We start from the raw sequence: 18,667 nt of genomic DNA, 5'->3' as shown, positions 1-18,667 counted from the left end.
TTACACGACATCGAGACAGAATTTTAGAAGCATTACGGGAGTGGTTTCGGACTCATGAAGAAGGACCAACCTTAGAAGAGTTATGCGTAGAACTCCGAATGCAACCAAAGCAAAAAGCAACCCTACAACGATGGTTACAAACCATGAGAAAAATTGACATTGACTGGGATGATAATGTGGCTAGAAGTATTCGTTTTCTTCGAGAGGAAACCCCCGAACCAGAGGTTAATATTTCTGTTACAGATACCTTGCAATATTTAGCCAGTGGGTTAAAACAATGGGAAACAAAAAATCTAGATCAAAAAGTTCCCATTCCTGACGGGTTAAGAATAGGAATGTCTCAGATGTATTTACAATCTTTACTCAATGGTGATGAGACTGCGCCTAAAAATTTACCTGAATTTTTTGAGTTTTCTCAAGAACCTTTTATTAACTGGGAAACTGCTAAAAAGCTTAAACATCTTTCTCCTGATGTTAGTTTAGTAGAAGCAGGAAATTTATCTAATTTTGCTGAACAGTGGGTGATAGAAGGAGGTAATATTACGTTAGAAGTTCAGGAGAAAAAACTAGAAGAAGTTTTAAGCTTTTGTCGTCAAACTCAATTAGACGAAACTTATAGAGAGTTTCGAGAATTAATTATTACTCAACCCGTTTTATCTCATACAGATTATCATCGGTTAATTCGTAACGAAAAATTAAGGCCATTAAAAGATTATTTTAACGATATTTATATCGATTTAAACCAGTTAAAAGCTGATGATGAATATCATTTTTGTCCTCGATGTGGATATGTTCAAAATCGACGTTCTGATGGAACTTATCATTGTCGTTATCAAGATTGTCAAAGATTAGTCACACAGTTAAAATTACCTTCTAAACCCACAATATCCAGAGAAAAAGTAGGCCGTTACAAAATAGTAACCCCAGGAATCTATCGTTATGGAACCATTCCCGGACTCTGGGAAATTGAGTTAAAAGATGAACTTTCAAAATTAGGTCTTAACGTTACCCTTTGGCCAGAAATTGATGAATTTGATTTATTAGTAGAATTTCCTGAAAAAATTAAATGGGCAATTGATGTCAAAGATTGGAGTATTTTAAATGAGGAAAGATTAAAAAAAGTTGACTATCAAAGAAAGTGTCAAAAAACGTTGATTGTTTTTCCTGATATACGGGAAGAAGTCTTAAAAATTAAAAATTGTCGTGCAGAAATTGAACCTAAATTAGATAGAGTAAAATTAAAATTAATGCGTGAAGTAATTAAAGAAGCTAAACAAATTTTAGGAGAATAAAAATATGAGAGATATTTCTAGTTGGAGTCGAAAAATTAGGAAATCATTAGCGGAGTCTAACGATTTACAAGAGTACGTAAATTTTGAAATCAATGAAACTAAAACAGATAAAATAATTAAACGATTAGCAAGACTCATTGTTGACGTAGAATTAGGTTTAACTTTATTACATCATATTGCACCTAATGAACCTGTAACGTCTGTATCTGCTTTATTATTAGGTTATCGTTTTCCTGTTGATTTCTTATTAGATGAAGATAATTGGGAGAAGATAAAAAAAGTTCGATTTTATTTATTTAGACGAAAAGGGAAACAATGGAACAAGTCTTTAAATGAATATATAAATCTTCCTGAAACTGTAAGAATTTTTGATTTTAACAATTTAGAAGATAATCCTCAAAGAATTCCGACAACTATTGTTTCTCAACGTTATAATTTTTACTTAACTACCTTAGAAACCGTACCTATTCATAAACCACAAAAAGCTAAATTAGCAACATCAGGAGACTGGTTTGCTAAAGTTTTTACTCATAAAAACTCATCTGAAGAAATACCAATTAAAATTCCGACAAGTATCAATAAGTTACCTCAAGTCCCCTATTTAGAATTAGAATCTAGAGATCATTCTACATCCAATATAGTCACCTTTTCAGAGTTACAAAAAGCTGCTCAAGAAATGGATATAAAATTAGCAGAAAACAAACAACCAGCAGCAAATTATTATAAACGGTTAGAAAAGATTGCCTTTAAAGCTTATCATCAATCTTCTGATGATTTTCAACCAACAAACGAGATTAATATTAAAGAATTAGTGCATATTGTAGGGTTATTAAATGTGGGGAAATCCACCCTATTAGAAATTTTGTTATATCATTTAGCTAAACAAAAGAATCGATGTGCTTTAGTGGTTAATGATGTGGTAACAGCTGTTAAAATAGCATCATTATTTGCTCATCAATTGAATATTCCTGCTGCACCCATTTTAGGAAGCGATCGCAATGATCATCTCACTAAAGTTTATGAACCTATTTTATCAAATTCTGGTGACGAAATCACCCAAGGAGGAGAACATCCTGTATGGCGTTGGTTTAGTCCAGTTTGCCTTTTATTACCATTAGTTGAACCAGAAAATCATTGGGGTTTTGGAGAAGAACCTTGTCACAATCTTTATTCAAAAATAGTCATTCCTAAGAATGATAATGATGAAGATGAGGAGTTTAAAGAAAGTGATTATTATACTTGCCCTTTTTATTACCATTGTCCAAGACATCAACTGGAAAAAGACATAATTCAAGCGAAAATTTGGATCTTGACTCCTGCTAGTTTAGTACAAACTCGTGTCCCAAAACAAGGGTTTAAAGGAAAAAGAATCACCTTTGCTGAAGCAATTTATCATCATTGTAATTTTTTGTTTGTTGATGAAGCGGATAGAGTACAAGTTCAACTAGATCAACAATTTTGTCCCCAAGAAAACTTACTAGATAATTCTAAAAATTGTTTTCTCAATAAACTTAGAAATAATCATAATCCTATCTACGAATCTAATCGTGGTATTATGGGTATTCCGTTAGTAGAAAAATGGACAAATACACAAAATACAGCAGATACTGCTATCAATAAAATTTGTAATTTACTTTATGGGAATGAAATATTAATTAATTGGTTAGATAGAAGTCATTTTACAGGGATATCTTTATTTGCCAGTTTAATGAAATATGTTGAAGAAGCAGCAGAAAATAATCAATCAACACCAACAAAATCAGTGACAGAAGGAATAGCATCACAACAAGAAGAACAGCGTCAAAAAGAAACATTAAAAGACTTAGAAACATTTTTTAAATCTCCTCTTGATGCTGCCAATAATTCAAAATTAGGACAAATTCCTATCTATTGTCTTCATAGTGAAAATGAAGAATTGATTATTTCCGAAATTGAAAAATGGTGGAAACGTTACTTAAAAAATCACAAAATAAAATTTAATGACCAAGAAAAAATACAAGAATTATTAACTAAAACCTATCTAGCTATTTTAGTTACCATTTTAGATAATCGTTTAGGTTATTTAGTCGATAATTTAATCGATATGGGGCGAATTATTGACTTACATGATATTAATCAATCCCTTGTTCATCGTCCTCCTCGTGACTTTCTTCCTATTATTCCTAACGCCCCCGTCGGTAATCTTTTAGGGTTTCGTTATATTCCAGAAAGAAGTAATAGAAAAGCAGGAAAATTAGAGTATTTTCGTTATGTTGGGGTGGGTCGTTATTTGCTGCTTAATTTTCCTAAATTATGGTCAGTAGATAATATTAATGGACCTCACACTATTTTGATTTCAGGAACCAGTTATGTCCCTGGAAGTCCTGACTATCATTTAATAGAAAAACCTTCTATTCTGTTAGTTCCTTCGGACAACAATAAAACAGCAGGTAATGAGGGAATTCGTAGCAGTGAATTTTATTTTAGCCCTCAGCAAAGTCTTAACAGGAGTAATCATATTGCCATATCAGGGAAATTACCAAAAGATAGAAAAAAAGCAGTTAAAGATATGACTGAAACCATAATATATAAACCAGATAAAGCCTCAAGTTTTATCGAATATTTATTTGAAACCATTGAAATTAAAGCCAAACAAAATCATAAGCAATGGAGCGATCGCAATCGTATATTATTGCTAGTAAATAGTTATGATGAAGCAGAATTATTATCAGAATATTTAAAACATTCACCCCTAAAATATACTATTAATAATCTTGAAATTCATTGTTTACGACGGGATAATTCACCCAAAGAAGACGAAGGAATTAGACGAGGAAAAATAACACAAGCCATAAAAAAAGATAAAAAACAGATAATTATTGCCCCGTTAATGGCATTAGAAAGAGGTCATAACATTCTCAATGATCAAAGAATTGCTGCTTTTGGGGTGGCGGTATTTGTGAGTCGTCCCATGCCGGTTCCTAACGATTGGCAAATAACAGTAAGACAGTTAAATAATTGGGCATTAAATCATTATTTAGATACACAATTAACCCAATTATCAAACTTAACTGAAGTAGAGAATAAGTTTTATCAATTAGCCAGAAATAAACTGTATCAACTAAATTTACGATCTATGTCCTTTAAACAACTTAGTGAAGAAGAAAGACAAGTTTTATCCTTGAATCAATTTGTTAGTATCTGGCAAGTGATAGGAAGATTAGTTAGGGGTGGAGTTCCTTGTTTAGTTCATTTTCTCGACTTAACATTTGCCCCTGAGTCTGTTAAGAATGAAACGGATAAAGAAACCACATCTTTATTAGTTGCTATTATCAAACAGTTAGAAAAGTTACTCAATGAAGAAAATTCTTTACCCTATCAAAAAACTCTAGCAACTGAACTTTATGGTGAATTTTTCACCGCATTACAATCAACTGAGAACTTAAATTATGAATAAAATGATTCTCCCTTGCGCTTGGGAACTAATTAATGATAATCCCTATGAACTTTATACCCTAAAAGTTCCTAATTCTTGGAAACAAGTTGCTCAAAGTTTAGCCAAAAAGCGTTCACAATCAACAAAAAATTATCCTTCTATTCCTGTTAAATCTCTTGACCCTATCATCTATGCCAGTTATCCTAAAATTGTTCATGTTGCCCGAAAGTCTTGGAAAAATAATAATAATCCTTGGCTTTATAGTCAAGATAAAATTGATACTGAATTACTTTCTTATGTCCTTAAAGATTGGTTAGAAGAAGAATTTAATGAGTCTTTAGGAGAAGAAAATGTTAGAGAAAGTTTAAAGAACTTAAAAGCAGAAGATTGGCAATGGGATGAGAAACCTATTAGTTATTCTTTAATTAATGCTAATCAACAGTACCTTTATCCTGATATTAGATTTAAGTCGGTTCCTGATTATTTAGTGACAGAATTTCTAAAAAATCCTACGATTAACTTTGGAAAAAAAGGTCAATATCCATTAACTTTTCATCGAGTTGTTAGATTAAATAGTGATGGCGAATTAATGTCATGGCCACCTAAACCTTTATTAATTGGAACTAAAACCGATTCTAAAACCGTCCATATTTCTTTTGTCATTAAGTTTACTTTACAAACCATTCCTTTCCGTAAACATCCGTTAATTACTTATCAATTATCTGTCCGTCGCTGGATTTATGAATTTCCTAAAGGCAAGTTTCCCTATAGAGGAGTTACGGCATTTGTTGGTAATAAAATGCGCTGGTTAGATGGTGAAAAACAACCCTTTAGTTTTGTTCCATTACAAATAAAGAAAATAGGAGAAAACCATCAATGGCAAAAAGTAGTTAATAGACTTTTGGGTTATCATAATGTATCCCTTCCACAACCTCAAGACTTATTAAAAACCCCAGAGTATCAGTGGCAAAATCCTGAACAAACAGATGACTTTCAAATTGCCATATCCTATGATAATCGACATCTTAACATCTCTCATTGTTCACCCGGCGTTAATCCTATTGATTATGTCATGGTAGATAAAGCAATAGAGGAACGTTTACCTGTTCAAAGAGTAGGTCAAGGAATAAAAATTGCAGGTAATAAAGCATTTTGGAAACCTTCACCAACGAAGTCTAAAGATGATAAAACACCTAAGAAACCTGATGAATTAGACCCTCCTATATTCCGTCCGAGTGTCGCTGCACCTGCTGTTTTTTCCCTCAATAAGTGTCCTTTAAAAACAATTTTAATTCTCTGGGAAACAACAGAAACGAGAGACGAACTCATTAAAGAAATTTGTTTACGTCTTCAATTAACAATAGAAACTAAAAGAGAAACAAATGAAGAAAATTATCGAGAAATAATCAATTATCAAGGTGAATTAGGAGAAATTTGTATTATTACTCAGCACGTTCAAGAATTAACCAATAAGTTAGATATTGATAAAGCAAATAAACGAAAAAATGGATTATGTAAAAGAGCCAAAAATATACAAAAAGAATTACCATATACTGAAGAAATTTGTGGATGTTTAATTGAAATCAAAGACAAAAACTACTTCTTTAAGTTACCAGCATCTGACCCAAAATTAGCTTTAAGAATTGGTGCAGGAAAAGCCAATTATTTGAATCAACATCTCCATAGTATTAGTAAATTTACTAAAGAAGGAAAAAAATATTTTACTAAGGATGGTGAAAATAGAATAAAACAAGCTGTTTCTGACTTATTAAGACAGTTTGGGGTGTTTCCTCTCCCTTCTAACCAAACTGGAGAATTAAACAAAAATCTAGAACAACTGGATAAAAATTTATGGTTAACTTGTTTTTATGTGTTACGAAGAACTAAAAAAACAAATGTTGATAAAACAAGTCTGAAAATTGCTGTTATGGTAAGAGTTAACCCCATAACTGGAAGCGTAGAAATAGCTAATTCTTCATCCTATTCTGAATCAATTTGGGAACCTTATCCCAAAGGATTACTTACGCTTTTAAATTTAGAATGGGATGAGAATTCTACTTTTGAAGATAATACATCTTACGAAACTGACGATCAATCCTATGATGATAAAAAAGAACAGAAAAATAAAATCAATCAATTTGTAGAAAAATGTTTAAAGTCATGTCTAAGTGAACCCTTAGAGACAGACAAACCTCATCTTTTATTTATGGTAGAAGCCCAAAATTCAAGAAAAGTATTACCTTACATTAATAATAAAAATTTATCAAAAGTTAATCAATTACCAAAAGAAATTAAATTGAATTCAACAGATATAGAGAATCAACCAGAAACAGAAAGGATACAAATTGTCAGGTTACGAATCAATAAAAATGGAGAAGTTCCTCATAAATTAGCAGTAAAAGATAATCAAGCATCAGAAAGTAAAACAACAGGCGTATTTAGATGGGATAATGTTTGTGATAGTATAAAAAATAATCTTTTTATCAGTTTAAGACAGAATTTAAACACTGAACAAAACTTACTTAGGATTGGTCAATCTCGTTTAGATGATGGGACAAAAGCGACATATAAAGTCGTTCCTTTAGAAATTTCTATTATCTATAATCCTAAAAATAATAATGAAGAATTAGCAGCATTCGTACATTATTTACGATCTCTGTGGCCATATTATTCCAATGAAACAACCTTACCTTTTCCCTTTCCCTTTGCACAAAAAGCTAAAGAATATGCAGTTACTTATACAGATGATATAGAATTAGAACCAATCGAAGAAGATGAACAACCAGAAGAACAGTATAATCAGTTAACGTTATTTGATCTAAAGAATTTTTAATGTTAATATTATTTCTTGACATAAATAACCTCATTTTTATCTAAAATATTCCAACGACAAATATAGAAATCCAAGTCTATATTAAGTTGGTGGTAGGTCATAATATTATTATGTCCCTACATAATATAATAGAATAATGCCGAAAAAAATTAGAGAATTAAAACAAATACTGAAAAAAGCAGGATTTACCTATCAACCAGCAAAAGGAAGTCATACAAAATGGTCACATCCTTTATTATCTGGTAAAATAACCTTATCTGGTCAAGACGGAGATGATGCAAAACCTTATCAAGAAAAAGATGTCAATAATGCTTTAAATAAACTAGCTAAAATTAAGGAGGATCAATAATGAATAATCACTACACAATTATTATTCAATGGTCAAACGAAGATGAATGTTATGTTGTTACCCTTCCTGAATGGGGAGAATTTTGTCATACCCATGGTGATACTTATGAGGAAGCTTTAAAAAATGCCCAAGAAGTATTAGAGTTGTTAGTAGAATCTACTTTAGAGAATAATGAAATTTTACCAAAACCTCAACTTTTTAATCAATCAAGTCAATTAGTTGAAATAATAAAATAACTATATCAATGAAATACATTGAAATAATCTTATTATGCTCCTACATAATGAGAAAGTAAGCAAGTCACTGATCACTGAAAAAACTGTCACTATTCCCCTTTAAACCAAAGCATTAAACCTCTAACATGGGAACAATCACCCCATGATTAGCTAGTCTATAGGGTAAAACCATTACTAATATTAATGCTATGACAACGATTCCTGAATATGCTAACTTAACGGCCTTACCTGATATCTGGGCGATCGCAGCGAAAAAATTCCCCGACATCCTCGCACTCCATGATCCCCACAGCAAACCAGCAGTTAAACTAACTTACGCTCAGTTATACCAACAAATCAAACAATTTGCCTCTGGACTGCAAGCCCTAGGAGTCACCCCTGATGATAAAATTAGCTTGATTGCTGATAATAGTCCCCGTTGGTTCATTGCCGATCAAGGTTCCATGTTAGCAGGGGCCGCCAATGCCGTGCGATCGGCACAAGCAGATAAAAACGAAATAGCCTATATTTTAAGAGATAGTGATAGTAGTACCCTCATCGTAGAAAATCAGAAGACTTTAGATAAAATACGCTCTTTTTGTGACGAAATACCCCTACAACTCATCATTCTACTCAGCGACGAAACCCCCAAAACCGATGATTCCATCAAAACCTTAAACTATACTCAACTGATGGAAGAAGGGGCAAAACATAGCTTAAACCCTGTTACCAAAGAAGATGATGATTTAGCTACTTTAATTTATACCTCAGGAACCACCGGACAACCCAAAGGTGCAATGTTGTCTCATGGTAACCTATTGCATCAAGTCAAAAATTTAGATGCAGTCATCAAACCCCAACCAGGAGACAAAGTTCTCAGTATTTTACCCTCTTGGCACGCCTACGAACGGAGTGGAGAATATTTTTTACTCTCTCAAGGATGCACCCTCATTTATACCAATATCCGTAACTTTAAGACCGATCTCAAGAAGTTTAAACCCCATCACATGGTGGGGGTTCCCCGTCTTTGGGACTCTCTTTATGAAGGAATACAGAAGCAGTTTAGAGAACAAAGTCCGACCCAACAAAAAATAGTCAAGTTTTTCTTCAATATTTCTCAAACTTTTATCCTTTCAAGACGCATCGCCAATAACATGAGCTTAGAACACTTCGATGCGTCGGCAACAGAAAGGCTCATGGCACGGCTAAAAATGTCCTTATTAGCCCCATTACATAATTTAGGAGATAAATTAGTCTACCAGAAAATTCGAGACGGTTTAGGGGGCAATTTTGAAACCCTCGTCAGTGGTGGCGGTTCCCTGGCCAAGCATTTAGACGAGTTCTATGAGATCATCAACGTCCCCGTGTTAGTGGGTTACGGCCTCACTGAAACGGCCCCCGTGACCAATGCACGCACCTATAGTCATAACCTGCGGGGTTCCTCCGGTCAACCTATTCCCAAAACCGAGATCAAGATCGTTGATCTCGATACCGGTGAACCCCTTTCCCAAGGAAAAAAAGGGGTTGTTCTCATACGCGGTCCTCAAGTCATGCAAGGATACTACAAAAAACCCGAAGCAACGGCCAAAGCGATCAATTCGGAAGGATGGTTTAATAGTGGGGACTTAGGATGGATCACCCCCATGAATGATCTAGTGATTAGTGGACGGGCCAAAGATACCATTGTTTTGAGTAACGGCGAAAATATTGAACCCCAACCCATTGAAGATGCTTGCGTTAGAAGTCCTTATATCGACCAAATGATGTTAGTGGGGCAAGATCAAAAAGCTTTAGGTGCTTTAATTGTCCCCAATTTAGACGCATTGCAAACATGGGGCAAAAATCAACAACTGAACCTGAGTTTTCCCCCTGAAGATGCCAGCAGAGAAGCGATCGTTAATAGTGATCTCTACGGAAAACCCGTTCAAAACCTATTTAAACAAGAATTGAACCGAGAAGTGAAAAACCGCCCCGGATACCGCGCAGATGACCAAATTAAAGCCTTTGAACTGATCTTAGAACCCTTTTCCGTTGACAACGGTATGATGACCCAAACCTTAAAAATCAAACGGCCTGTGGTCACAGAACGATATCAGGGTATGATCGACGGGATGTTTGAATCTTAATCATCAGAAAAAGCTAGTCAACGGAGAAAACAGTCATGGAAGACGCAAACACCAGTTTATTACTAAAACGTCCAGTTAATTTAAAAGTGATCGTTACCCCTCGCTGGAAAGAAGAAATGCAACAACAATTGCAAGCACAAATCAGCCAGCTTGACAACCAAATGCAACAAATTGAAATGCAAGGACAACGAGCTATTTCTGAGATTCAAAAACAAAGTGTTTCCCCTCCGGGTGAGCAAACAACCCAACAAATTGATAATATTCAATTACAGGTTAATCAGAAAAAAAGCGAGTTTTTAGAAAGAAAAAATCAATTCTTACAACAAATGCAACAAGTGCAAACCGTCGAACTCGAACAAGAAGTGGTTCAAGGACAAATGGAAAGCTTTTTCCGTGTCGAAAAAGGAGACAATTTGGTGAAAAAGTTAAATGTAGAAATTGTCATTCGTGACGGCGTAATTGAAGAAATTCGCGGAGAGATTTAACAGCTAATCAGTGGGTAATCAGTAACTAATGATGTAATCTCGATTGTTAGTTACTGATTACTACCAATTATTAAGAGTCAATGTTTCAATTTTCCTCAATCTCTTCTAAAAATGCTATGCTAATAATAGAGACGTAAGCCCTCACCTATGCCATTATTGATTTTAGTCGCCGATGACGACCTCGGAATTCGTGTCGCCGTTAAAGACTACTTAGAAATTCACGGTTATGCAGCGATAACTGCCCAAAATGGAGAAGATGCCTTTTCCTTAGTTAAGACTTATCGCCCCCATTTGTTGGTATCCGATATTAAGATGCCATACAAAGACGGTTATACTTTAGTTAAAGAACTGCGACAACTCCCTGAGTTTCGCTTGCTTCCGGTGGTCTTTTTGACCGAATGTGACACCACAGCAGAACGCATCCAAGGGTATCAAGTGGGTTGTGATGTGTATTTACCCAAACCCTTTGAAATGGAAGAATTAAAGGCAGTGATTCGTAATTTATTAGAGCGATCGCAAATTATCCAGTCAGAATGGCGATTTTCTCAAGAACAATCTTCAACTCAAAAAAATCTTCAACAACAGCAAGAAGCTGCTAAAATTTCCATTCAAGCAGAAATGGAATTGTTTGATCTCACGCGACGAGAAAGCGAAGTCCTTGATCTCTTAACCATGGGACTCTCCAACGGCGAAATAGGTCAAAGACTTCATTTAAGTCCCCGTACCATCGAAAAATATGTGAGTAGTTTACTGCGGAAAACCGACACCAGCAACCGCGCCGAATTAGTCCGTTTTGCCCTAGATCATCATTTAGTCAGTTAACCCTGGGAACAAAAGCCAACAGAATCGGTCACTTAAGTTACAATAAATAACAAGTTTAATAAATTGTTAATGATCCAAACTTTTTAAAGTGTCTCCGTAACAAGAGTTAGCCGTTTTTTTTGATGTCTTACGCTTCATCGGCGACTCTTAAAGACAGTCCAAGGTTCCTTGGGCTGTTTTTCCTTAATATTTGATTTCTTCAGTTGATTCTGAGGATATTCTAGACGGTAGGGTGGGCAAGTCATACGAGATCCGCTTTAGATAGTATAGTATAGTATCAAGTCTCGAAGCAGGGAGCAGGGAGCGCAGGAGCAGGGAGCGCCGGAGAAAAAACGTTACTCTACTAAAATAAGCGGATTTGGTATCAAAGACTTATCAAAACTAACTTGATTCTTGGAAACCTTGCCCACCTTACAAAATTCTGTTTTTTCTTTTTGTTTCAAACTAAACATTAAACCGAAATAACATCACATCCCCTTCTTGCACCACATAGTCTTTGCCTTCGCTACGAACTAAACCCTTTTCTTTAGCCACCGTCATGGTTTTACAAGCCACTAAATCGTCATAAGAAATGGTTTCAGCGCGAATAAACCCCCGTTCAAAGTCCGTATGAATGACACCGGCTGCTTGGGGTGCTTTCATTCCGGCCACAATGGTCCAAGCGCGAGTTTCTTGGGGTCCGGTGGTTAAATAGGTTCTCAGTCCCAACAATTCGTAAGTCGCTTGAATTAAGGATTGTAACCCCCCTTCTTGAACCCCCAAAGACTCTAAATAGTCGGCTTTTTCTTCTTCAGAAATCTCAATTAATTCCGATTCTACTTGAGCAGACACAATAACTACCTTCGCTTTATCCATCTCAGCAATCTTTCTCACTTCCTCTACCCAATCATTCCCCGTCCCTAAGTCATCTTCTGACACATTGGCTGCATAGATGATAGGTTTACGGGTTAACAGTTCCAAGGGTTTGATGAAGGCTTCTTCTTCTTCGGTCAATTCTACATGACGCGCTCCTTTTCCTTCATTGAGCATAGCGATAATCTTCTCTAAAGCGACGATCTCCTCTTGGCCTTCTTTTTTACCCTTGACTTGCTTTTGCACCCGTTCTAGACGTTTTTCTATCTGACCAAGGTCAGCTAAGGCCAATTCTAGATTAATGACTTCAATATCCCTAGCCGGGTCAACGGAACCCGACACATGAATAATATCATCGTCATCAAAACAGCGCACCACATGAACAATGGCATCAACTTCTCGTATATTCGCTAAAAATTGGTTACCGAGTCCTTCTCCTTTTGATGCACCTTTGACTAAGCCAGCAATATCCACAAATTCGATGCGAGTGGGGACAATTTTTGCAGACTCAGACAGTTCAGCTAACACTGTTAATCGTTCATCCGGAACGGAGACAACCCCCACATTCGGTTCAATGGTACAAAAGGGGAAATTCGCTGCGTCTGCTTTGGCATTAGCAACCAGCGCGTTAAATAAAGTCGATTTACCGACGTTAGGTAGTCCAACGATTCCAGCTTTGAGCATCAATTTCTTCTTTTGTGTTCAATCATTCTTTACTTATTATCAATGATCTACCGAAAATGATCAATGTAAGGTTAATTGCGAATTGTTTGACGATAAGCGCGTACCATTTCAGGTTCTTCAGCAGGGTTGATATATTGGGCTAACTGCTTTAAATTTAGTTCGGGTAAGAGTTGACTTTGTTCAATTTCTTGATACCCTTCTAATTCATTAATTAAACCGTATAGGGTGAATTTTTCTTCTTGCCAAAATAACACTTCAGGGATGTTTAAGCCTTGATAGATTTTTAATTTATCAATTCCACCACTGGTTATAATAACTTCTATCGCTAAATCTGGAATATCTTTGCGATTCCCGACACAATAACTTTCATCAGGTTCTAATCCTCTAAATTTTGCTTCTTTTTTATAGGTAGCTGATCCACATCCATATAAATCAATTCCTTTTTCTAAGGCATAAATTTCGATTAATCTTCCAATTAAAGTTTTTATCATTTCATGTTCTGGAGAATTAGTCATAATTTCAAGATCGCCTTCGAGATAACTTAAACGTAACAAGGGTTTATCTCTGAAAATCCTTAAAAGACTTTCGTATTCATGCCAACTGATATCATTAAGAGTAATACAGTTTTCTGTTATCATCGGATTTAATAGTTTCTTCAAGTCCGATGAAGCAATATCTAATGTAACTTTCATAATTATTTATTATTATTTTTGGATAGACTTAATGCTATTAATTCTCTATGAGTTTTTGACTTTGTGGAGATCGCTTATTTGTTGATATAAACAAGCTGGCAATTATGAGATATTAATTTACCATAACCACCTCCACTGGCGCAACCTCTTGACTTAATTTTCTCTGAAAATGCTAAGATTAAGTATCTTTGATACTAAATCCGCTTATTTTAGTAGAGTAACTTTTTTCTCCCTGCCTCCTGCCTTTCAATATTAATTATTAATTAACAGTTTTTCTGCTTCTATCGGTGGTAAAGGACGATTAAAAAAGTATCCTTGACCAAAATCACAGTTTAATTGTTGTAAATAAATGAGTTGTTCTTCTGTTTCGATGCCTTCTGCCACTACTTTCATTTTCAAATTATGGGCTAAAGTAATAATCGATTGAATAATTTCTGAATTGTCTTGAGGTTTACCAATACTATTAATAAAAGAACGATCAATTTTTAAGGTGTCAACGGGAAACTGATGTAGATAACTTAAAGAAGAATAACCCGTGCCAAAATCATCGAGACAAATTTCTAAATCACGTTTTTTTAATTCTTTGAGTAATTTGATAGTGGATAAAGAATGTTCAATTAAAGAGGTCTCGGTGATTTCTATTTTTAAATGATTAGATTTTAAGCTCATTTTTTCTAAAACCTCGTCAATCTTTTGCACCAAATTAACATCATTAAACTGTTTACTCGACAAATTAACAGCCACTTTTAAATTCCTTGCCTGAGGATATTTTTGGTTCCAAGTTTGTATCTGATGACAGACTTTTTCTAAAACAATGGTACCGATAGGAATAATTAACCCGGTATTTTCAGCAACAGGAATAAATTCCCCAGGGGAAATAAAGCCTTTACGGGGATGTTGCCAACGAATTAAAGCTTCAAACCCCACCAAGGCGATGGGGTTCAATTGCATAATAGGTTGATAATAAACCTCAAATTCATCTTTATCGATACCGTGACGTAAATCCGTTTCTAAGGTTAATAATTTTAATGCTTGGGCGTGCATTTGTTGATTAAAAATTTCATATCTTCCCCGTCCCTTTTCTTTCGCTTGTCCCATAGCAATGTCGGCATCCCGTAAAATTTCGATAGGGGACTGATAGCTAGGATGACTGATGGTTAACCCAATACTGGGACTGGTAAAGACTTCTTTTTCTTGGATAAAAAATGAAGTGGTTAAGGTGGTTTTGATCTCTTGGGCAAATCGGAGGGCTTCGTTAACATCCTCAATGGGATCGAGCAAAATGGCAAATTCATCTCCCCCCAAACGGGCCACGGTATCGGCCGGACTCACCAAGGTTTCTAAGGTGCGACTCACCTCCACTAAAAGGCGATCGCCCACCATATGACCCTCACTATCATTAATGCGTTTGAAGCGATCGAGATCAATGACTAACACAGCAAACAGATAATGATCTTCTTCATGAACCCGTTTCAGGGCCAGATCAACTCGTTCTAACAATAAGCGACGGTTGGCTAAATTCGTTAAACTATCGTGACGGGCATAAAATAGCAGTTCTCCTTGCGCTTCTAATAAAGCGGTGGTGCGTTCTTCGACTCGTTTTTCTAATTCTTGGTTTAATTGTTGTAGTTGATAACGGGTTTTTCTAAAGGCTAAATGAAGAGAGACTCTAGCGTGAACTTCTTCAAACTGAAAGGGTTTGATAATGTAATCAACCCCTCCTGCTGCAAAGGCTTTGACTTTGTCTTGTGCGTCTTGTAAGGCACTAATAAAAATGATAGGAATCTCTACCGTTTCTGGGAACTGCTTCAGGTGTTGACAGACTTCATAACCATCCATATCAGGCATTTTGATATCCAAAAGAATAATATCTGGAGGCATGGTTTTAGCGGCTGTCAGTGCCATCTTGCCACTGGTAACTCCCCGTACTTTATACCCCACTTTGGTTAACATCTTTGATAAAACCTGGATATTAGGGGGTTTATCATCAACAATTAGAATATTCACCGAAGGCTCAGAGGCATTGGGGTTAATCATGAATAAAAGTAATTTTTTCTATTACATTTTGGCAATAATGTCAGTACGAGTAAGGAACAATTATTACTGGCTAATTTCCATTATCTGATCAAAACTGTAATTTTCCACTAAATCTACTATCCCTTGACGTAAATCTCTATACTCTGATGGTAATTCATCAAGCAGTTGCAATATCAATTCTCCATCCGCTGCTGCTGCTTTTTGGTAAAGTTGGTTACGCCAAGCTATGGATAGGGTTTCTAATTGAGTTTTGAGTTGTTTTAATTGGAAGGGTGTTCTCTGTTGAGCAACAGGAGTGGTTAGGGAATTACTATAAATATAACGGACTCCTAAGTGTTCGGCAAGTTTTTCAAAAATGGTGGATTCAGCAACCGGTTTACTGACAAAATCATCGCAACCAATGTTTAAAACCGCTTCTCTATTTTCGGCGAAAACACTGGCAGTTAAAGCAATAATTTTAGGGGTTTTTGTGCCGTCTAATTCCTTGTTTTTTGTCCGAATGGTTCGAGTGGCTTGATATCCGTCCATCACTGGCATTTCTAAATCCATCCAAATTAAGTCAGGTTGCCATGTTTCCCAAAGTTTGACCCCTTCTTCTCCATTATTCGCTTCTTGAACCACAAATCCTACTGATTTTAAAAGATTGATTAGAACTTTACGATTGGCGAAATCGTCTTCAATAATTAAAATACGATATGAGGGTTGATGAGGAGCTAATCCGACGATTTTATCTGGACTCGAAACTTTAACCGTGTCGCTACTTTTTGGGATTTCTACCGATAACGTAAAGTAAAAAGTTGTACCCTGATTGACCTGAGAACTGACTTGTAATTTCCCTCCCATTAAGTCAACAAATTCTTTACTAATGCTCAGTCCTAATCCTGTTCCTTCTTGACTTTTTTGACCTACTTTAGTTTGAAAAAAAGGTTCAAATAAATGGTCAAAATCCTTGAGATCAATTCCTATTCCAGTATCTTCAATTTCAAAGGTTAAAGCTATTTTTCCGCCTTTTTCTTGGGGTACTTTTTGAGAATTGAGTATTCTTAAAATAACTTTTCCTTCTTCAGTAAATTTAAGACTATTATTGAGTAAATTAATTAATATCTGTCGTAATTTGGCTTGATCACTAACAATAAAACTAGGAACATTTTGTCCAATTTCTATAATCAAATCAATTCCTTTAGATTGGGCTTTTAATTTAAACATTTGGCTAATATTTCTCAGCAACTGATAGAGGTTAAAAGATTGGTAGTGAAGAGAAACTTGTCTCGCTTCAATTTTAGCCATGTCTAAAATATTTTTAATAATTGTCAGTAAATGTTCTCCACTTTGGTTAATAATACCAATATATTCTTTTTGTTCATCATTCAAATTATAATCATTATTAAGTAATTGACTAAATCCTAAAATGGCATTTAAGGGGGTTCTTAGTTCGTGACTCATATGAGCTAAGAAATTACTTTTAGCCTCATTAGCGGCTTCGGCAGAATTTTTAGCGGTTTCTAATTGTTTTAATAATTCAGATTGTTGGATGGCGAGGGCTAATTGATGACTGATTTTAGTTAATAATTGTAATTCTGAAGAGTTCCAGTGACGAGGATGGGAATTTTGATAACAAGCAAGTAAACCCCATAATTGATGATGGACAAACAGGGGAACAATCATATAAGCTTTGGCTTGGAACTGCTCTAATAAGTCAATGTGACATTGTTGATGACCCACTGTATAAATATTATCTACCCTAAACGTTTGGTTATTCTTATATCTTCCCCCCTGAGTTTTTTGTAAATACGTATCTTCCCAGACTTTTTTAACATCACTATTGACTAATTTAACCCATTTTTCATCCACTGATTCAGCAATAAACTCTCCACTCCAATCAGCATTAAATTGATAAACAGCTACGCGATCGCTTTGTAAAATTTTTCTCGTTTCCTCCGTGGCATTTTTTAAAATGCTCTCAATGTCAAGGGTTTGATGAATTTGCTTAATAATATTATTTAAAGTTTGGGATTGCTGTAAATTTTTCGCCAGTTCTTGTTCAATACATTTTTGTTCGCTAATATCTCTACCCACCCCTTGAATTTCAACTAGATTGCCCCCTTCATCAAATAGCCCTCGATTCACCCAATATTGCCAACGGATGTCCCCTTGACCATTAATCACAGGATGCTCATGACTCATAACCGGGTTCGCCCTACTCAAACGACTCAAATTATCCTGTAAAGATTGGTGATACTCTTCAGGAATGAAAGGAATAAAACGACGATTAATGATGTCATGATAGGATTGTTCAAAATAACGACAATAGGCTTGATTAACAAAGGTTAAAGTGCCATCGGGCAGAAAACGACAGATTAATTCTGTTTGATCCTCGACAATCCCTCGATATTGGGCTTCACTTTCCTTTAAAGCCATTTGGGTTTGTCGTAAACGAGACATCGATCGCATCAGAGAAAGTCGCCACAGGAAGATAACCATAGCGATTAAAAACACTAATCCCCCTAAACCCTTTAACATCATAGGAGAGAGGGTGATCAGGGGGGTGGGTTGATACCAACGTTGATAAATTTCTTCATAGTCTGATGATTGGAGAAAAGCTTTAACCGCCGGATTTAACCGTTGTAGGAGTTCGCTGCGATCGCTTCGTACCGCGATCGCCCGTGGAATTTCTTTTAAAACCGGTTCAATGGTTTTGAGACGATAATCAAGGGAAATGGATTGGACTAAATGTCTGATGGGAGGTTCAGGATAAGCTAACCCATCCACATCCCCCGATAATAAATGGAATAAAGCCTGTTCAGGGGACTCTAAGGTGTCAAGCTTGACGTTTGGGTACTGTTTTAACAGATTTATGGCTTCGTT

General features: G+C 35.5%; 12 protein-coding genes. 8 read left to right on the top strand and 4 right to left on the bottom strand.

Going from position 1 to position 18,667, the window contains the following annotated elements:
* The 8 genes from C4E06_RS15070 to C4E06_RS15035 all read left to right on the top strand — a co-directional run.
* On the top strand, positions 1-1,292 hold a 1,292-nt coding region (locus C4E06_RS15070; protein WP_107668816.1), incomplete at its 5' end, for a Fis family transcriptional regulator.
* 4 nt (positions 1,293-1,296) lie between these two features.
* Positions 1,297-4,728 carry a hypothetical protein gene (locus C4E06_RS15065; RefSeq protein ID WP_107668815.1) on the top strand — a complete coding sequence of 1,144 codons (3,432 nt, stop codon included), beginning with the start codon at positions 1,297-1,299 and terminating at the stop codon, positions 4,726-4,728.
* On the top strand, positions 4,721-7,540 hold the full coding sequence (locus C4E06_RS15060) for a pPIWI_RE module domain-containing protein (protein ID WP_107668814.1): 2,820 nt from the start codon (positions 4,721-4,723) through the stop codon (positions 7,538-7,540). Before C4E06_RS15065 ends, C4E06_RS15060 begins: the two co-directional genes overlap by 8 nt.
* A 136-nt stretch (positions 7,541-7,676) precedes the next feature.
* Complete coding sequence (locus C4E06_RS15055; protein WP_107668813.1) at positions 7,677-7,889, top strand: type II toxin-antitoxin system HicA family toxin; 213 nt, start codon at positions 7,677-7,679, stop codon at positions 7,887-7,889.
* Positions 7,889-8,125, top strand: a complete 237-nt coding sequence (locus C4E06_RS15050) for a type II toxin-antitoxin system HicB family antitoxin (RefSeq protein ID WP_107668812.1) — start codon at positions 7,889-7,891, stop codon at positions 8,123-8,125. The genes C4E06_RS15055 and C4E06_RS15050 overlap by 1 nt, the downstream gene beginning before the upstream one ends.
* Positions 8,126-8,313: 188 nt before the next feature.
* Complete coding sequence (locus C4E06_RS15045) at positions 8,314-10,230, top strand: long-chain fatty acid--CoA ligase (protein ID WP_107668811.1); 1,917 nt, start codon at positions 8,314-8,316, stop codon at positions 10,228-10,230.
* Positions 10,231-10,265: 35 nt separating this feature from the next.
* Positions 10,266-10,715 carry a YlqD family protein gene (locus tag C4E06_RS15040; RefSeq protein ID WP_107668810.1) on the top strand — a complete coding sequence of 150 codons (450 nt, stop codon included), beginning with the start codon at positions 10,266-10,268 and terminating at the stop codon, positions 10,713-10,715.
* Positions 10,716-10,862: 147 nt separating this feature from the next.
* Complete coding sequence (locus C4E06_RS15035; RefSeq protein ID WP_107668809.1) at positions 10,863-11,537, top strand: response regulator transcription factor; 675 nt, start codon at positions 10,863-10,865, stop codon at positions 11,535-11,537.
* 444 nt (positions 11,538-11,981) lie between these two features.
* Here the strand turns inward: C4E06_RS15035 and ychF are convergent, their stop codons facing one another.
* The 4 genes from ychF to C4E06_RS15015 form a co-directional block, all read right to left on the bottom strand.
* Positions 11,982-13,073, bottom strand: a complete 1,092-nt coding sequence (gene ychF, locus C4E06_RS15030; protein ID WP_107668808.1) for a redox-regulated ATPase YchF — start codon at positions 13,071-13,073, stop codon at positions 11,982-11,984.
* A 71-nt stretch (positions 13,074-13,144) separates the two neighbouring features.
* A complete protein-coding gene (locus C4E06_RS15025) occupies positions 13,145-13,765 on the bottom strand; it encodes a Uma2 family endonuclease (RefSeq protein ID WP_107668807.1) in 621 nt (206 codons plus the stop codon).
* 252 nt (positions 13,766-14,017) lie between these two features.
* Positions 14,018-15,802, bottom strand: coding sequence for a GGDEF domain-containing response regulator (locus C4E06_RS15020; protein ID WP_107668806.1), 1,785 nt, complete (start codon positions 15,800-15,802; stop codon positions 14,018-14,020).
* 63 nt (positions 15,803-15,865) lie between these two features.
* A partial coding sequence (locus tag C4E06_RS15015; RefSeq protein ID WP_107668805.1) for an ATP-binding protein occupies positions 15,866-18,667 on the bottom strand: 2,802 nt, incomplete at its 5' end.

Source organism: Cyanothece sp. BG0011 (assembly GCF_003013815.1).
Lineage (GTDB): Bacteria > Cyanobacteriota > Cyanobacteriia > Cyanobacteriales > Microcystaceae > Crocosphaera.
Note: the sequence above shows the minus strand (reverse complement) of the source record. Positions and strands in the feature narration are given on the sequence as shown.